The organism is Rhizobium sp. N731 (assembly GCF_001664145.1).
Lineage (GTDB): Bacteria > Pseudomonadota > Alphaproteobacteria > Rhizobiales > Rhizobiaceae > Rhizobium > Rhizobium esperanzae.
On record NZ_CP013601.1, the window covers coordinates 1626184 to 1642408 of the forward strand.

The window sequence follows — 16225 nt, forward strand, 5'->3', positions numbered from 1 at the left end:
GGTTTGCGGCGATTATGATCCGTTTCCCCCAAATAACCGCTTCCCTTTCGCGGGTAGAAGGCATTTGATCTTTCCCATTAATGGGACCTACATCGTCAAATGCTAGACCTTATCTGCAGCGCATTGCGGACATGATGTCTCCTGCCGTCACCATAGACATGGCCTCACAGTTCATCTTTTCGGGATTGGCATGTCGTCGAATTTTGCGGGTAGGCACGTTCGAACCCAAACGTCTTCCATCATTGCAACAACCGTTTTCTTCCTCGTCGTCGCGCTCGTCTTGACCGGCCTCATGGCGCATGTCGTCGCCACGATGACGCGGTCGGCGAACGAAATCGACGATGCCAGGGCCATTCGCGCCTCCCGCGCGGCGATCGCAGCCTTTGTCAGCCGCCTGAGCGCAACGACGACTGATAACGCCGTATGGGATGATGCCTACAAGGCGATTGCATCTTCCGCCGCCGCGGATTGGGCTTATGAGAACTGGGGTAAAACCAGCGAGGATTATCCGCTCTACGACGGCGCCATCGTGACCGGTCCCGACCGCTCGTCGATCGTCTCCGCCTATGCCAAAGGCAAGCCCTTCCAGCCGAGTGCCTTTTTCGGCGAAGCTTTCTACCGGCAGATCAATACGGCCACCGATTTCGGACAGGCGCCGGTGGTCAATTTCATCAAGACAGAAACGGGCATCGCGCTCATCGCGTCACAGCCGATCCAGCCTTATCAAGCGGAAGGCGAGCTTCCGACGAAACTCAGCGTGCTCAGCTTCTATAAGGAGTTCAACTCGGACGTTCTCAGCGCGCTTTCGAACGAACACGAACTCGAGGGCTTGCGCCTTGCCGCCGCGCCCGAACCGGGCCTGCTGAACACACCGATCACGGATATGAAGGGTGGCGTCATCGGCCAGCTCGTCTGGCCGAGCAAAGCGCCAGGCAGCGCCGTGTTCCGACAGGTCTATCCTTTCGTTGCAGCCGCCATCATCATCCTCGTCCTGTTCCTGGCCGGCGTTCTGCTGGTGGGCGCAGCCGAAGCGCGGCGTCTTCGTCAACTGGCGCAAGCAGCGATTTTCGAAGCGAACCACGATAGCCTGAGCGGTCTCCTGAACAGGCATGGGCTTCTCGCCCTGCTGGAAGACTTGGAAGGCTCGGAGCTTTCGCCGCCTCGGCTTTACCTGGTCGATCTCGATGGTTTCAAGGCTGTCAATGACGCCTGGGGGCACGCGGTCGGGGATGAACTTATCCGGATCGTCTCGAACGCGCTGATCGCCTGCCATCCCGAAGTCGTTGCCGTGGCCCGGTTGGGGGGCGACGAGTTCGCTCTGGTCCAGGTCGGAACTGCCGAGCGACAGGAGATAGAGGATACGATTCTGGCGCTGTTTGCCGAACCTTTCAAAATCGACGGACGAACGATCGAGGTCGGTGCGAGCATCGGCGCTGCTGCGCGTGACGCAGACATCGAGCCTCTGGAGCTTTTGCGCAGGGCTGATATGGCGCTCTATCGCGCCAAGGAAAATGGCAGAGGCCGGGCAATCGAATACGACCCCGAGCTGGATCGGGAGCGCCAAAGGGTCGCCGAACTGGAAACTCTGTTGAAAAACGCCATCGGCAATGGCGCGATCGAAGCTGTTTTCCAACCTCTCGTTTCTGCGACGACGGGCGTGGTGACCGGTCTTGAAGCGCTGGCCCGCTGGCGGACCGCGACAGGAAATATCAGTCCGGAGATTTTCATTCCGCTTGCCGAAAGATGCGGCCTCATCGATGCGCTCGGCGGTCACATGTTGAAAACATCGATCGAGCACGCCAAGAACTGGCCCGGTCTGGCGTTGTCCGTCAACGTTTCGCCGGTCCAACTCTGCAATCCGGAATTCGCCGCCGAAGTGATCTCCCTCCTGCAGGACCTCGATTTCGATCCGAGGCGCTTGACATTGGAAATCACCGAAGGCGTCCTCATGACCAATCCGGATCAGGCGCGTCGATCGATAGATCACCTCAAGCAGGTCGGTATCAAATTCGCGCTCGACGACTTCGGCTGCGGCTATGCAAGCATTGGCGCATTGCGGCAGTTCGGCTTTGATCGGATGAAAATCGACCGCTCGCTGGTGTCTGCTCTCGACCAAGCCTCGAATGGTGCCGATGTTCTCAAGGCGACCATCTCCTTGGCGACCGCGCTGCAGATTCCCGTCACCGCGGAAGGCATCGAGAATATCCGCCAGGCAACGATCTTGCGGGAGGCCGGCTGCGACCAGCTGCAAGGCTATTTGCTCGGAAAACCCATGTCGGCGCTCGACATATCGAGCAAGCTTCAAGAACAGGCAGCGTAATGCCGCGAGATCGCGCCAGCACGCTGCGCAGAGCTTCTGCGGATCTGCCGTCCTGAGCGGATCACCACCGGAGATCCAGCCGGTCGAGCCCGTGGAAATGATAGACGTCCTTGACGACGGGCGTCTTCGCCAGCCTGAGGCCGGCAAGCCGTTCGAACAGGATCGGCAGCACGACGTTGAGCTCCAGCCGCGCCAGCGGTGCGCCGATGCAGAAATGGATGCCGGCGCCGAAGGAGAGGTTTGGCGCCTCGTTGCGGTCGGGCCGGAAGGCAAGGGGATCGGTGAATTTCGCCGGGTCGAGATTAGCGGCGGCGAGAATGAGGCTTACCTTGTCGCCGCGCTTGAAGGAGACGCCGTCGATCTCTGCGGGCTCGAGCGCCCAGCGCTGGAAGATGTGGACGGGCGCGCAGATGCGCAGGGTTTCCTCGACGGTGCGCTCCGCCGCCGCTTCGTCCCGGAAGAGTTCTGCCGGATCGCAGCCGCTGTCGAGGATGGTGCGCACGGAGTTGCCGATCTGGTGCACGGTTGCCTCGTGTCCGGCATTGAGCAGCACGATCGTGGTTGAGATGAGCTCTTCTTCTGTGAGGTATTGGCCCTTGTGCTCGGTGTGGATCATATGGGTCAACAGGTCATCGCGCGGCTCGGCCCGGCGTTCTGCGATCACTGTTCTCACATAGTCGGAAAATTCTCTGGCCGCCCGTTCGGCCTCCTCTTCTTGCCGGCGAGTGCGGCCGAACATGTACATGCGCACATAGGCATGTGACCAGGCGAGCAGTTGCGGCCCCATCTCTTCCGGGATGCCGATCATCCGGGCGATCATCGTCACCGGGATGATGTCGGCAAAGGCCGAGAGCAGCTCGACCTCGCCCTTGTCCGCGAAGCCGTCGATCAGCCGGTTGGCAAGCTCGGTAAGCTCCGGCTTCATCTTCTCGACATGGCGGGAGACGAAGGCGCGGTTGACGAGCGTGCGCAGCCGCGTGTGCTCCGGCGGTTCGAGCTCGAGCAGGGAATAACGTTCCGAGAGATCGAAACTTTCAATATGCGCCATCGGCTCCGCTAGGCCGAGCTCCTCGCGGCTGGCGATATGCAGGATCTGTCGGCCGAAGCGGCGGTCGCGCAGCAACCCGTTCACATGGTCGTAACCGGTGAAGAACCACTGTTTCTGCTCGGTCCAGTAGAAGGTCGGACAATGAGCGTGAAGCGCGGCGTAAACGGCATTCGGGTTGCCGTAGAAGGCCGGATTGCGGGCGTCCAGCGAGACGTGGCGGAGGGCGGGGTCGATCGAGAAAAAGGGCGGTATCGTCATGAACCGAAGGCTTAGCGGATTTGCCGGCCCTCGAAAAGATGTGGGTGAGGAGTGTTCGGCACGGAACAAGGCGCGCTCGATCGGAGGCGCCAACGGCTTTAAGATCCATGTCTAAGACCGGGGATTGATTCTGCTTTTTGACTTGCGGCTAGCCGGCCCGTGACAGCGCGCCCATCCGCCGCAGCGCCTCCACCTGGTCGTCGACCGTCGGCACGAGCTCGCCGGCGGTGGTGCTCGGCGTGGCCGGCGCCGGGGCCGCCGCTTCCTCTTCGCCGAAGGTGACCGTGCAATTGCGGCCGGCGGCCTTGGCCGCATAGAGTGCCCGGTCGGCGGCCGAGATCAGCTTGTCGATATTGGCTTCGATTGAGGAGGCGAGTGCAATGCCGATGCTGACCGTGACCGGAACGATCGCTTCGCCGGTGCTGACAGGAAGGCGGCAGAATTCGGTGCGGATCGCTTCGGCGATCGCCTCGGCTTCCGTCTGGTCGGCAACGGCCGCGAAGGCGGCGAATTCTTCGCCGCCCATGCGGCCGAAGATGTTGTTTGGAACATATTGCCGGGCCATGCGCGCGAAAGCGGTGAGCACGGCGTCACCGGACTGATGGCCGAAGCGATCGTTGACGCGCTTGAAATGGTCGAGGTCGAAAAGGATCACGGCGACCTGCCGCTGCTCGCCATGGGCTCTCTCCTGGATCGACTCGAAATAGCCGAGCAGACCACGGCGGTTGAGAACGCCGGTCAGGGAATCGGTCAGCGTCATTGCGCGCAGATGCCGTTCGGAGCGCTCCATCACCAGTCGGCAGGTGAGCGCGAAGGCGATGGTGAGCAGGAAGGCGCTTGCCATTGCCGAGACGCCGCCGAGATTGGTTGCCTCGATATCGCTTGGCAGCGTCACCGCCATCGTCAGCGCCGAGGCGAAACACAAGCCGCCCTGGATGACGAACACGCCCATCAGCTTGATGCGGGTGCGCTCGCGGCGCATGTCGCCGGCGGCGACCGCCATGGCCAATGCCGTGGCACCCGTCGCCGAAGCGAGATTATAGAGCACGACGCGGTTGGAATAATCGGTGTTGACCCAGGGCAGAAAGATCCCGGCCAGCCAGATTGCCGGCGGCAGCAGAGCCCACCATTCGATCTTCTTGCGGTCGAGTGCGAGAAAACCCGCTACCCAGGCGCTCTGGCCGAGCAGCGCGATGGCATTGCCCACCTCGATGGAGAGCAGGCTGGGAATTTCGCTGCGCAGCGAGATCATCGCAAAGCCGATGGCGGTCAGAAAGAAGCCGAGGCCCCAATAGAGATAGGCTTCATTCCTGACATTGTGGCGCCAGGCGACGAAAAGCACCAAAGCGAGCGTCATGGCCTCCGAACACCAGATGGCGAGACCTGTAGCGATATTGAACACGGCAGCAACCCCTTGCCCGTCGACCTTGTCTGTTGGCCCGCATCCTTGCGGAGGAAGTTCGCCAGTTCCTTAATGTCGTTGCATTGCGGCATGATTTTCGGCCGGTATCTGGCGATAGGCTTTCCGTCGGGTAAACGTGCGTGAGCGCTGCCGAATGGAGTAACCTTTCCTTCATCTTGTCATGGAGAAAAGCGGGGGCAGACGCCATCGAAGGCTCGCGCCCATCAGGCGTTTGCGAGATAGAGGCTGCCGGCTTCGAAACCTCGCCGTCTTGCCCCGCCTTCTTAACGTTATCCCAAGGCGTGTCTTGAAGAGGAGGGCAGGGACACTCTATGTAGGGATAAGACATTTTCTTTGATTCCCGGCCTGCCGGCATGACGTTGACAAAGGACGCACATGAGAAACCCAGTTGATACCGCAATGGCCCTCGTGCCGATGGTCGTGGAACAGACCAACCGCGGTGAACGCTCCTACGACATCTATTCCCGTCTGTTGAAGGAACGCATCATCTTCCTGACCGGCGCCGTCGAAGATCATATGGCGACGCTCGTCTGCGCCCAGCTTCTCTTCCTCGAGGCAGAAAACCCGAAGAAGGAAATCGCTCTCTACATCAATTCGCCCGGTGGCGTCGTCACTGCCGGCATGGCGATCTACGACACGATGCAGTTCATCAAACCAGCGGTGTCGACGCTCTGCATCGGCCAGGCCGCGTCCATGGGCTCGCTGCTGCTGGCGGCCGGCCATAAGGACATGCGCTTCGCCACGCCGAATTCCCGCATTATGGTGCACCAGCCCTCGGGCGGCTTCCAGGGCCAGGCCTCGGACATCGAGCGCCACGCCCGCGACATCCTCAAGATGAAGCGCCGGCTGAACGAGGTCTACGTCAAGCACACCGGCCGCAGCTACGAGGAAGTTGAAAAGACGCTCGATCGTGACCATTTCATGGATGCGGACGAGGCCCAGGATTGGGGTGTGATCGACAAGGTTCTGACGTCACGCCTCGAGATGGAAGGCGAGCAGGCCTAGTAATTAATTGGGATGGTGTTTTCCTCGCCACAGTTCTATCTCATTTGTGATCGAACAAGGCTTTCAACTGGCGACGAAGACGCTAATAGTAACTATTAATGCTATGTTGAATTTTTATGACATAGCATTCGGCATTCGAAGGGGAATTCGTTGCCGCCGGAACCTGGACATGGTTGATTGGGACCGGTTCGTAGCCCCTGAAGCCCTTCTCGGCAAAGGCTCCGGAAACGGAGTGCCGCCAGGAGCTGATAGAGTGGACCGCGATTTCGCCTTGAAATGCGGCGTGCTGGAAGGAAAATGATATGAGCAAGGTCAGCGGCAGCAACGGCGGCGACTCCAAGAACACCCTCTATTGTTCGTTCTGCGGAAAGAGCCAGCACGAAGTCCGGAAACTGATTGCCGGACCGACCGTCTTCATCTGCGATGAATGCGTCGAATTGTGCATGGACATCATCCGCGAGGAAAACAAGTCCTCGATGGTCAAGTCCCGCGACGGCGTTCCGACGCCCCAGGACATCATCAAGGTCCTCGACGAATATGTCATCGGTCAGCGCCAGGCGAAGAAGATCCTGTCGGTCGCCGTTCACAACCATTACAAGCGCCTGGCGCACGCCTCCAAGAACGGCGAAGTCGAGTTGGCGAAGTCGAACATCATGCTCGTCGGCCCCACAGGCTGCGGCAAGACCTATCTTGCTCAGACGCTCGCCCGCATCATCGACGTTCCCTTCACGATGGCCGATGCCACGACGCTGACGGAAGCCGGTTATGTCGGTGAGGACGTCGAAAACATCATCCTCAAGCTCTTGCAGGCGGCTGACTACAATGTCGAGCGCGCCCAGCGCGGCATCGTCTACATCGACGAAGTCGACAAGATTTCGCGCAAGTCCGACAATCCGTCGATCACCCGCGACGTCTCGGGCGAGGGCGTGCAGCAGGCGCTTTTGAAGATCATGGAAGGTACGGTCGCTTCCGTCCCGCCGCAGGGCGGCCGCAAGCACCCGCAGCAGGAATTCCTGCAGGTCGACACGACGAACATCCTGTTCATCTGCGGTGGCGCCTTCGCCGGCCTCGACAAGATCATCTCCGCCCGCGGCGAGAAGACCTCGATCGGCTTCGGTGCGACCGTCAAGGCTCAGGACGACCGCCGTGTCGGCGAAGTCCTGCGCGAACTCGAGCCGGAAGATCTGGTCAAGTTCGGCCTCATCCCCGAATTCATCGGCCGTCTGCCGGTTCTGGCGACGCTCGAGGATCTCGACGAGGACGCGCTGATCCAGATCCTGTCCGAGCCGAAGAACGCGCTGATCAAGCAGTATCAGCGCCTGTTCGAGATGGAGGATGTGGAACTGACCTTTCACGAGGATGCGTTGCGCGAAATCGCCCGCAAGGCGATCGTGCGCAAGACCGGCGCCCGCGGCCTCCGTTCGATCATGGAAAAGATCCTGCTCGACACGATGTTCGAGCTGCCGACGCTGGAAGGCGTGCGCGAGGTCGTCATCTCGGAGGAAGTGGTGCGCGGCTCGGCGCGTCCGCTCTACATCTATGCCGATCGTCAGGAAGAAAAAGCCAACGCTTCCGCGTAATCTTATGGTTTTCACACCATTATTTTAAGGGGCTTGCCATGGGCGAGCCCCTTTCTATTTGAAAAACCATGCGAGGCGCTGTTAGTATTTTGGCGGTGGGAACTGGAGCTTGCCCTTGCCGATGTTGCGCAGGGAGCGGTGCTTGGCAATGATGCAGTGATTCCGTGAGTGTATTGCTGGCGTTGTATTTAGCCGGGTCGGAAGTGGTAAGCGCCGGTCCAGCCACGCGTTTCATAGTGCTGGTGTTCCGTTGTAACAAAGCTGTCATATCCGGGGAACGCGGGCGTTAGCGTGGCTTGAAAAGCGTAGTCAGAACCTCCACTTGTAGGCCAAGTGAGAGTGCCGGCCGATCCCAAGCGGTCGTGCAGAGAGCCCGGTAACGGGACGATGGAAAGGACAAAAAATGACGAAGAAAACGTCTGTAGCGAGCAGCACTGCCTACCCCGTTCTGCCTTTGCGTGACATCGTGGTTTTCCCGCATATGATCGTGCCGCTGTTTGTCGGACGGGAAAAGTCGATCCGTGCGCTCGAAGAGGTCATGGGCTCGGACAAGCAGATCATGCTGGTGACGCAGATCAACGCCAGTGACGATGATCCGGACCCTTCGGCGATCCACAATGTCGGCACCGTGGCAAACGTGCTGCAGCTCTTGAAGCTTCCTGACGGCACCGTCAAGGTTCTGGTCGAAGGCCGCGCCCGCGCCGAGATCGACACCTATACGAGCCGTGAGGATTTCTATGAGGCGCTCGGCCATGTGCTCGAGGAGCCCCATGACGATCCGGTCGAGCTGGAAGCCTTGTCGCGCTCGGTCGTTTCCGAATTCGAGAGCTATGTGAAGCTCAACAAGAAGATTTCCCCTGAAGTGGTCGGCGCCGCCAGCCAGATCGACGACTATTCCAAGCTCGCCGATACGGTCGCCTCGCACCTGTCGATCAAGATCACCGAGAAGCAGGAGATGCTGGAAACCACCAGCGTCAAGCAGCGCCTCGAAAAGGCTCTCGGCTTCATGGAAGGCGAGATTTCGGTCCTGCAGGTCGAAAAGCGCATCCGCTCGCGCGTCAAGCGCCAGATGGAGAAGACCCAGCGTGAGTACTACCTCAATGAGCAGATGAAGGCGATCCAGAAGGAGCTCGGCGACGGCGAGGAAGGCCGCGACGAGATGAGCGAACTGGAAGAGCGCATCGCCAAGACCAAGCTGTCCAAGGAGGCCCGTGAAAAGGCCGATGCGGAGCTGAAGAAGCTGCGTCAGATGAGCCCGATGTCGGCCGAAGCCACCGTCGTGCGCAACTATCTGGACTGGCTGCTCGGCATTCCCTGGGGCAAGAAGTCGAAGATCAAGGCCGATCTCAACAACGCCGAAAAGATCCTCGAAGCCGATCACTTCGGTCTCGACAAGGTCAAGGAGCGCATCGTCGAATATCTCGCCGTGCAGGCCCGCGCCACCAAGATCAAGGGCCCGATCCTCTGCCTCGTCGGCCCTCCGGGTGTCGGCAAGACCTCGCTCGCCCAGTCGATCGCCAAGGCGACCGGCCGTGAGTATGTCCGCATGGCGCTCGGCGGCGTTCGCGACGAAGCCGAAATCCGCGGTCACCGCCGCACCTATATCGGCTCGATGCCCGGCAAGGTCATCCAGTCGATGAAGAAGGCAAAGAAGTCCAACCCGCTCTTCCTGCTCGACGAAATCGACAAGATGGGCATGGATTTCCGCGGCGACCCGTCCTCCGCCCTGCTCGAAGTGCTCGACCCGGCGCAGAACTCGACCTTCATGGACCACTATCTGGAAGTCGAATACGACCTGTCGGACGTGATGTTCATCACGACGGCGAATACGCTGAACATCCCTGCACCGCTGATGGACCGCATGGAAATCATCCGTATCGCCGGTTACACCGAGGACGAGAAGCGCGAGATCGCCAAGCGGCACCTGCTGCCGAAGGCTATCAAGGAACATGCGTTGCAGCCGGAAGAATTCTCGGTCAGCGACGACGCCCTGATGGCGATCAGCCAGCAGTATACCCGCGAAGCCGGTGTCCGCAGCTTTGAACGCGAATTGATGAAGCTCGCCCGCAAGGCGGTCACCGAGATCATCAAGGGCAAGACGAAGTCCGTTCACGTGACGGCCGCCAACATCGCCGACTATCTCGGCGTCCCGCGCTTCCGCCATGGCGAAGCCGAGGGCGAGGATCAGGTCGGCGTCGTGACCGGTCTTGCCTGGACGGAAGTCGGCGGCGAACTGCTGACCATCGAAGGTGTGATGATGCCGGGCAAGGGCCGCATGACGGTTACCGGCAATCTGAAGGACGTCATGAAGGAATCGATCTCGGCGGCGGCCTCTTATGTCCGCTCGCGCGCCGTCGATTTCGGCATCGAACCGCCGATGTTCGAAAAGAACGACATCCACGTGCACGTGCCGGAAGGTGCGACGCCGAAGGATGGTCCGTCGGCCGGTGTCGCCATGGCAACCGCCATCGTCTCGATCATGACCGGCATCCCGGTCAACAAGCATGTGGCCATGACCGGTGAAATCACCCTTCGCGGCCGTGTGCTGCCGATTGGGGGCCTCAAGGAAAAGCTGCTCGCAGCGCTTCGCGGTGGCATCAAGAAGGTGCTGATTCCGGAGGAGAACGCCAAGGATCTGGCGGAGATTCCGGACAATGTGAAGAACAGCATGGAGATCATCCCGGTCTCCCGGATGGGCGAGGTGATCAAGCACGCGCTGATCCGGCGGCCGGAGCCGATCGAGTGGGATGGCACGGTGGAAACGCCTGTCATCACGTCGGTCGAAGGCCTTGATGATACGGGCGCAACCATAGCGCATTGAGTGGCGTTTGCCACATTTGTGCCCTATTAGCGCAAAAGACGCGAAAAGGCTGGCGGAAACGCCAGCCTTTTTTGTGAAAACGTCATGGAGACGCTTGCTTTTCCTTGATTTGCAGGGCTTTTGGGTTCCCGGCGGGCCTGATGAAACCTAATCTGCGCCTAGCTTAGATTTGAGTCGTTTCATACCATTTAGAAAGGGGTGGAAACATGAACAAGAATGAACTCGTGTCCGCAGTCGCCGAAAAGGCAGGACTGACGAAGTCTGACGCGGCTTCCGCTGTTGACGCGGTTTTCGACGTTGTCCAGGCCGAACTCAAGAACAAGGGCGACATCCGCCTCGCTGGTTTCGGCAGCTTCACCGTTTCTCATCGCGCTGCAACGAAGGGCCGTAACCCGTCGACCGGCGCTGAAGTCGATATCCCGGCTCGCAACGTGCCGAAGTTCACGCCCGGCAAGGGCTTGAAGGACGCCGTCAACGGCTGATTTGATCGTCCGCCGGCCGTAAACGAGAACGGCTGAGCAGGATTTCGAGGGGTTCGGCACTGCCGGACCCCTTTTGTTTTGCCGCTTGCCGCAAGCAGTGCTTTGTTTTACGAACGTGCTGTTCTCAGGGCGGGGTGAAAGTCCCCACCGGCGGTAAGGGCTGCGGCCCGAGCCCGCGAGCGCCTTCCGAAGCTTTGGCCGGGGAAGGGTCAGCAGATCCGGTGCGATTCCGGAGCCGACGGTATAGTCCGGATGAAAGAGAATGAGCATGGCCGCGAGCGAGCAGGGGACTGCCGGCGTCTGCGCGCCGTTGCCTCATGCGTCCTGATTTATGTTGGTCGCCTGCATAACTCCTCAAATCGGAATCGATTTAAGGATGAAATTATGCAGCAATTAAAAGCGCTACAGCGTCCTTTGCGCGTCTGGAAAGACGCGCTGCGCTGTAGTTCTGGATGGAAGACATGAATCAGAATTCCCTTACAATGCCGCGTTCCCGCGCCATTGCCGGCGCCGTTTTCATGGTGCTTGGAGGCGTCGCCTTCTCGCTGCTCAACGTCGTCACCCAATGGCTGACCATGAAGCTTGCCTTTCCGCCAGCCTCCGCAGCCTTCTGGCAATATGCCTTCGCCTTCCTCTTCTCCTTGCCCTTCCTGCGCAAATCCGGCCTTGCTGCTATGCGGACGGACTATCCCTGGCGCCACGTCGTGCGCGTCGTCTTTGCCGCGCTTGGTGTCGAGGCCTGGGTTTCCGGTCTTGCCTCGGTGCCGATCTGGCAGGCGATCGCGCTGGTCATGACCTCACCCTTCTTCATCATTCTCGGTGCCCGCCTGTTCCTCGGTGAGCGCGTCGGCCCCGCCCGCTGGGCAGCGACCGGTGTCGGCTTTGCCGGCGCGATGATCATCCTCCAGCCATGGTCGGACAGCTTCACCTGGGGAGCGCTCCTGCCGGTGCTCTCGGCACTGCTCTGGGGTGCCTCATCGCTCATCACCAAGAGCCTGACGGGTATCGAGAGGCCGGAGACCATCACCGTCTGGCTGTTGGTGCTGCTGACGCCGATCAACGGCGGTCTGGCGCTTGCCGCGGGTTTCGCAGTGCCGACAGGCACGACACTCGCGCTCTTCCTTCTGGCTGGCCTCCTGACGGTCGTGGCGCAATATCTGCTGACCCTAGCCTATGCCAGCGCCGACGCCGCCTATGTCCAGCCCTTCGATGACCTGAAGCTGCCGCTGAACGTTCTCGCCGGCTGGCTGTTCTTCGGCTATGCGCCCGCCGGCTATCTGTGGTTGGGCGCTGCACTCATTCTTTCCGCGTCGCTCTTCATCATGAGAAATGAGATGCGTCGGGAAAAGCAGGCAGCCTGACGCCGACTCTCTGAAATCCTGCCGGTCGTCATGTCTCCGTCATGCGTAAAAACGGGGAGAGGGGACGCGCCCTGCGAGAGGCAAGCGGGGGACGGGGAGGTTGCGGCTTGGTCCCCTCGCCCCGCGAGCGGGGGTCCGAAGGACGGGTCGAGACGAGTGGCTCGACCCCGGTCGGTGAGGGTAGCCGGATGAGAGGCTGTTCTCGTCTCGCGTAGTCCTTACGAAGAACCTCCAGCGCTACCAGCGTTGATGCACATGCGGGGCGATCAGCCGCTCGTAGATCTCGCGCGTTGCCGCCATGACATCCGCTGAAAGCGGCGCAAGGTCGGCGGCAGCCGCGTTGGCTTTCGCCTGTTCGGCATTGCGGGCGCCGGGGATGACGACGGTGACCGCATCGCTCATCAGGATCCAGCGCAGCGCAAAGGCGGCCATGGTGGCGCCGGCCGGCACTAGCTTGCGCACTTCCTCGACCGCCTGCAGCCCGACCTCGAAGGGTACGCCCGCAAAGGTCTCGCCGACATCGAAAGCTTCGCCGTGGCGGTTGAAATTGCGGTGGTCGTCGCTGGCAAACTGCGTCTCGCGGCTGATCTTGCCGGAGAGAAGGCCGCTTGCGAGCGGCACGCGGGCGATGATCGCCACGTTCCTGCGGCGCGCCTCGGCGAAGAACAGATGGTCGGGGCGTTGGCGGAAGATGTTGTAGATGATCTGGATGCTGACGACGCCGGGATATTCGATCGCCTTCAGCCCGTCCTCGACCTTTTCGACGCTGACGCCATAGCCCTTGATCTTGCCGGCTTTCTGCAGCGTATCCAGGCTCTCGAAGATTTCAGGCTGGTAAAGCACCTCGCGCGGCGGGCAGTGCAGCTGCACGAGGTCGAGACTGTCGACCGCAAGATTCTCTAGGCTGCGGTCGATGAAGCCTTCGAGATTGGCCTTGCTATAACCTTCCGCGACATGCGGGTTGAGGCGGCGGCCGGCCTTGGTCGCGACCATCGGGCGCTCGCCGCCGCGCGTCTTCAAGACATCGGCAATGATCTTTTCCGAGCGTCCGTCGCCGTAGACATCCGCCGTGTCGATGAACGTCATACCGGCATCGAGCGCGGCATTCAGCGCCGCGCGCCCATCCGCCTCGCTGATGTCGCCCCAGGAGCCGCCGATCTGCCAGGCGCCGAAGCCGACATTGGTGACGGTGAAGGGCATGCGGCCAAAAGCATGGTGTTTCATGAACATCTCCCCGTTATGAAAGACACTGGCCTATCAGGCGGGCAACTGTGCGGCAATTGCCGATCCGGTCTTGATCGGTCGCCTCGATCAAATATCGTCCGCAGATAAGGCTTCAACCGCAATGGATGGAAAGGAACGATCATGGAGATCAAACCCGCCGGCTCTCGCCCTTCGACGAAACCGCCGGCCGACTACTTTACCGGCGCCGTTCGCCAGGATCCGCTGATCGAGCCGCCGGCGCCGGCCCGGGTGAGGGCAACCTCCGTCACCTTCGAACCGGGCGCCCGCACGGCCTGGCACACGCATCCGCTCGGCCAGACGCTGATCGTCACCTCGGGCAAGGGCCTCGCCCAGAGCTGGAGCGGGGATATCCGCGAGATCCGCGCCGGCGACACCGTCTGGTTTGCGCCGGGCGAAAAACACTGGCACGGCGCCGGCCCGGACACGGCAATGACGCACATCGCCATCCACGAGGCATTGGACGGCAGGCATGTCGACTGGATGGAAAAGGTCAGCGACGATCAATATTCCGGCAAGGCGTGAGCTGATCAGAGGCGCTTCAGGCAATAGGAAAAATGCGCATGTGATTCGACCGTCAGGAATTCGAATTGCCAGCCATAATCCTTGCAGAATTTGGTAACCGCCTCGACGACACCGTAGACGATCGGTTTGACCGTGTTGCCGGTGCAGAAATCGTGGCCGGCAATGCGTCCTGTCCGCTTCACCTTCTTCTCGCAGAGCAGGAGCTCCTGCCAGGTGAGCTCGAAGGAATGGTCGGTGTCGATATAGGCCCAGTCGAGGAAGTCGTCCTCGAATTCGGCGAGCTTGTCGAGCGATGTGCCTTGCATCAGGTGCAGCCGGCCGGCCTCGATCTCGGCCGCGAAATTCGTGTGAATCGCGTCGAGCCCGGAGCTGTAGCGATCCATCGACCAGGGATCGATGAGATATAGCTGCGCCGGGCGATTCTTTTCCAGGATCTCCGCCGTATATTCGCCGAAGGCTGCGCCCACTTCGACGCCGATGCCGCCATTCGGGATCCGGTAGAGCAGTTCGCCGCGATCCGGCAGCAGGCGGGCGTTTTCCATATGATGGGCGCTGAGCGGGGTGCGCGGCATGCTCGCCCGCAGCGCCTGCCTTTCTTCACGTGTCTTCATCTCTGATCTCGGGATTGGGGCGGCTGACGGCCCTGATGCGGTATGACGGGAACGTAGGAGCAGCCGACGCGGATGACAACGGCATGACAAGAATTTGCTTCTTCCGGACAAAAGGTTAAGTTTCGCCTGTAAATGACGAAAGAGCCCTGGGAGGAGCGACTTCATGAGACGGATGTGGCCCGAAGAGTTCAATGCCATCATTGCCGATGCCGAAGAAGTGATGCTGGAATCGTCCGCCGAGCCTGGCGCCGGTGAGCCGCTGCATCGGAAAGCGCTGAAGGCGCGAATCGCCATGGAAGATTACGAGCGAATCTGGCCGCTCGCCGAGATGCGTTTCCGGTTGGGTGAGGGACCGTTCGTCGGCAAGGCCATCACGCTCATCACCACTAATCCCCATTACCATCCCTGGCATCCAAAGGATGGCAGGAGCGTCGAATCCGTCTCCGACAGCGGCCGCCACTACAGGACCGATTACCTCGTGGTCCATTTCCTGCTCGACGACGTAAGGGAAACCTCACCCGCCTGAGGGGCTTCCCCGGTGTCGCCAAACGGCGACGCCGGGGATGCTGACGCCGAGTTGATCCTTCACCCTGATGACAATGGCGGCGCTATCGCTAAGCTCCCCGAACGATCCTTGCCAATTGGAGGTTCCCATGACGGGCAATGTGCTGGATATTCCGGTCAAGACGGTGGATGGTCGACAGACCACGCTGAACGAATACAAGGGCAGGGTGCTTCTGATCGTCAATGTCGCCTCGAAGTGCGGGCTCACGCCGCAATATGAGGGGCTTGAAAGACTCTATGGCGAAAAGCGCGAGCGCGGCTTCGTCATCGCCGCTTTCCCCGCCAACGACTTCAAGGGCCAGGAACCCGGCACCGACGCCGAGATCCTCGATTTCTGCACCACCACCTACGACGTCACTTTCCCGATTTTTTCTAAGATTTCGGTCAAGGGCGACGCCCAGCACCCGCTCTACCGGCAGCTGACCAAATCGGGCGTGAAGACGACGGGCGAGGGTCCGATGCGCGAACGCCTGAAATCCCACGGCATATCAGGCGGCGACGAGGATGACATCCTCTGGAATTTCGAAAAATTCCTGATCGGCCGCGGCGGCCAAATCGCCGCCCGCTTCGCGCCCGATGTGACGGCAGACGATTCGCGGCTGGTTTCGGCGGTGGATCAAGAGCTGGCGAAGGGATGATTTGCTAGGAGCCGAGCAGGATCTTCAGATCCCGAGCACGGTCACAAGCGGGGGCGTAAAGTCCTTGAAACCCAGTCTCGGCTGGTCGCACCTTCTGTCAAACTTCGTCTTCGGTACGTGGCGTTGGCAGTTCGGATTCGTTTTGAACGCGTATCCGGGCAGGCTGACATATGTGGCGCTCGGCGCGCCAAGGGCGATCGCGATGCACAGCGTCAATGCGGAGCATAGAGTTCTCATGGCACCCCCCGGCGCCGTAAGCCTTCAACTGCGGAGACTTCCGGGCGACGAATAGTCTCACTTTTGCCCGCCCCCATCCATTCGCCCAATAGGAGGTGGCGTGCCAGCCG

14 protein-coding genes and 1 riboswitch are annotated in these 16225 nt (G+C 60.6%); of the genes, 9 read left to right on the top strand and 5 right to left on the bottom strand.

Translation table 11 applies throughout. The annotated features are described in order from the left end of the window. The first annotated feature begins 190 nt into the window (after window positions 1-190). Complete coding sequence (locus AMK02_RS08035) at window positions 191-2320, top strand: bifunctional diguanylate cyclase/phosphodiesterase (protein WP_064801793.1); 2130 nt, start codon at window positions 191-193, stop codon at window positions 2318-2320. 61 nt (window positions 2321-2381) lie between these two features. Here the strand turns inward: AMK02_RS08035 and AMK02_RS08040 are convergent, their stop codons facing one another. Further along, entirely contained in the window at window positions 2382-3626 is a 1245-nt protein-coding gene (locus AMK02_RS08040; RefSeq protein ID WP_064801795.1) for a cytochrome P450, read from the bottom strand. A gap of 148 nt (window positions 3627-3774) precedes the next feature. Beyond that, a complete protein-coding gene (locus tag AMK02_RS08045) occupies window positions 3775-5028 on the bottom strand; it encodes a GGDEF domain-containing protein (RefSeq protein WP_064801797.1) in 1254 nt (417 codons plus the stop codon). A gap of 396 nt (window positions 5029-5424) precedes the next feature. Between AMK02_RS08045 and clpP the strand changes: the two genes are divergently transcribed. The 5 genes from clpP (at window position 5425) to AMK02_RS08070 (ending at window position 12298) form a co-directional block, all read left to right on the top strand. Beyond that, the gene (gene clpP / locus AMK02_RS08050) at window positions 5425-6054 is read left to right on the top strand and encodes an ATP-dependent Clp endopeptidase proteolytic subunit ClpP (protein ID WP_064801799.1); all 630 of its coding nucleotides are present in this window, start codon (window positions 5425-5427) and stop codon (window positions 6052-6054) included. Window positions 6055-6356: 302 nt separating this feature from the next. After that, entirely contained in the window at window positions 6357-7634 is a 1278-nt protein-coding gene (gene clpX, locus AMK02_RS08055; protein ID WP_004680013.1) for an ATP-dependent Clp protease ATP-binding subunit ClpX, read from the top strand. A gap of 403 nt (window positions 7635-8037) precedes the next feature. Beyond that, window positions 8038-10455, top strand: a complete 2418-nt coding sequence (gene lon / locus AMK02_RS08060; RefSeq protein ID WP_064801801.1) for an endopeptidase La — start codon at window positions 8038-8040, stop codon at window positions 10453-10455. 206 nt (window positions 10456-10661) lie between these two features. Further along, entirely contained in the window at window positions 10662-10937 is a 276-nt protein-coding gene (hupB, locus tag AMK02_RS08065) for a DNA-binding protein HupB (protein ID WP_003558438.1), read from the top strand. A 116-nt stretch (window positions 10938-11053) separates the two neighbouring features. Next, a riboswitch (FMN riboswitch) is annotated at window positions 11054-11205 on the top strand. 184 nt (window positions 11206-11389) lie between these two features. Next, on the top strand, window positions 11390-12298 hold the full coding sequence (locus AMK02_RS08070; RefSeq protein WP_442966367.1) for a DMT family transporter: 909 nt from the start codon (window positions 11390-11392) through the stop codon (window positions 12296-12298). A gap of 237 nt (window positions 12299-12535) precedes the next feature. On the opposite strand, the gene AMK02_RS08075 is transcribed toward AMK02_RS08070, so the two are convergent. After that, a complete protein-coding gene (locus tag AMK02_RS08075) occupies window positions 12536-13522 on the bottom strand; it encodes an aldo/keto reductase (RefSeq protein ID WP_064801803.1) in 987 nt (328 codons plus the stop codon). Between the two features lie 141 nt (window positions 13523-13663). On the opposite strand from AMK02_RS08075, the gene AMK02_RS08080 reads away from it, so the two are divergent. Continuing rightward, window positions 13664-14065, top strand: coding sequence for a (R)-mandelonitrile lyase (locus tag AMK02_RS08080; RefSeq protein ID WP_064801805.1), 402 nt, complete (start codon window positions 13664-13666; stop codon window positions 14063-14065). A gap of 5 nt (window positions 14066-14070) precedes the next feature. Here AMK02_RS08080 and AMK02_RS08085 read toward each other — a convergent pair whose 3' ends face one another. Then, the gene (locus AMK02_RS08085; protein WP_064801807.1) at window positions 14071-14676 is read right to left on the bottom strand and encodes a class I SAM-dependent methyltransferase; all 606 of its coding nucleotides are present in this window, start codon (window positions 14674-14676) and stop codon (window positions 14071-14073) included. A gap of 163 nt (window positions 14677-14839) precedes the next feature. Between AMK02_RS08085 and AMK02_RS08090 the strand changes: the two genes are divergently transcribed. Both AMK02_RS08090 and AMK02_RS08095 read left to right on the top strand, forming a co-directional pair. Then, a complete protein-coding gene (locus tag AMK02_RS08090; protein ID WP_064801809.1) occupies window positions 14840-15202 on the top strand; it encodes a hypothetical protein in 363 nt (120 codons plus the stop codon). 127 nt (window positions 15203-15329) lie between these two features. Continuing rightward, the gene (locus AMK02_RS08095; RefSeq protein WP_064801811.1) at window positions 15330-15878 is read left to right on the top strand and encodes a glutathione peroxidase; all 549 of its coding nucleotides are present in this window, start codon (window positions 15330-15332) and stop codon (window positions 15876-15878) included. Window positions 15879-15902: 24 nt separating this feature from the next. Here the strand turns inward: AMK02_RS08095 and AMK02_RS32555 are convergent, their stop codons facing one another. Beyond that, window positions 15903-16115, bottom strand: a complete 213-nt coding sequence (locus AMK02_RS32555; RefSeq protein ID WP_064811676.1) for a hypothetical protein — start codon at window positions 16113-16115, stop codon at window positions 15903-15905. Window positions 16116-16225 lie beyond the last annotated feature (110 nt).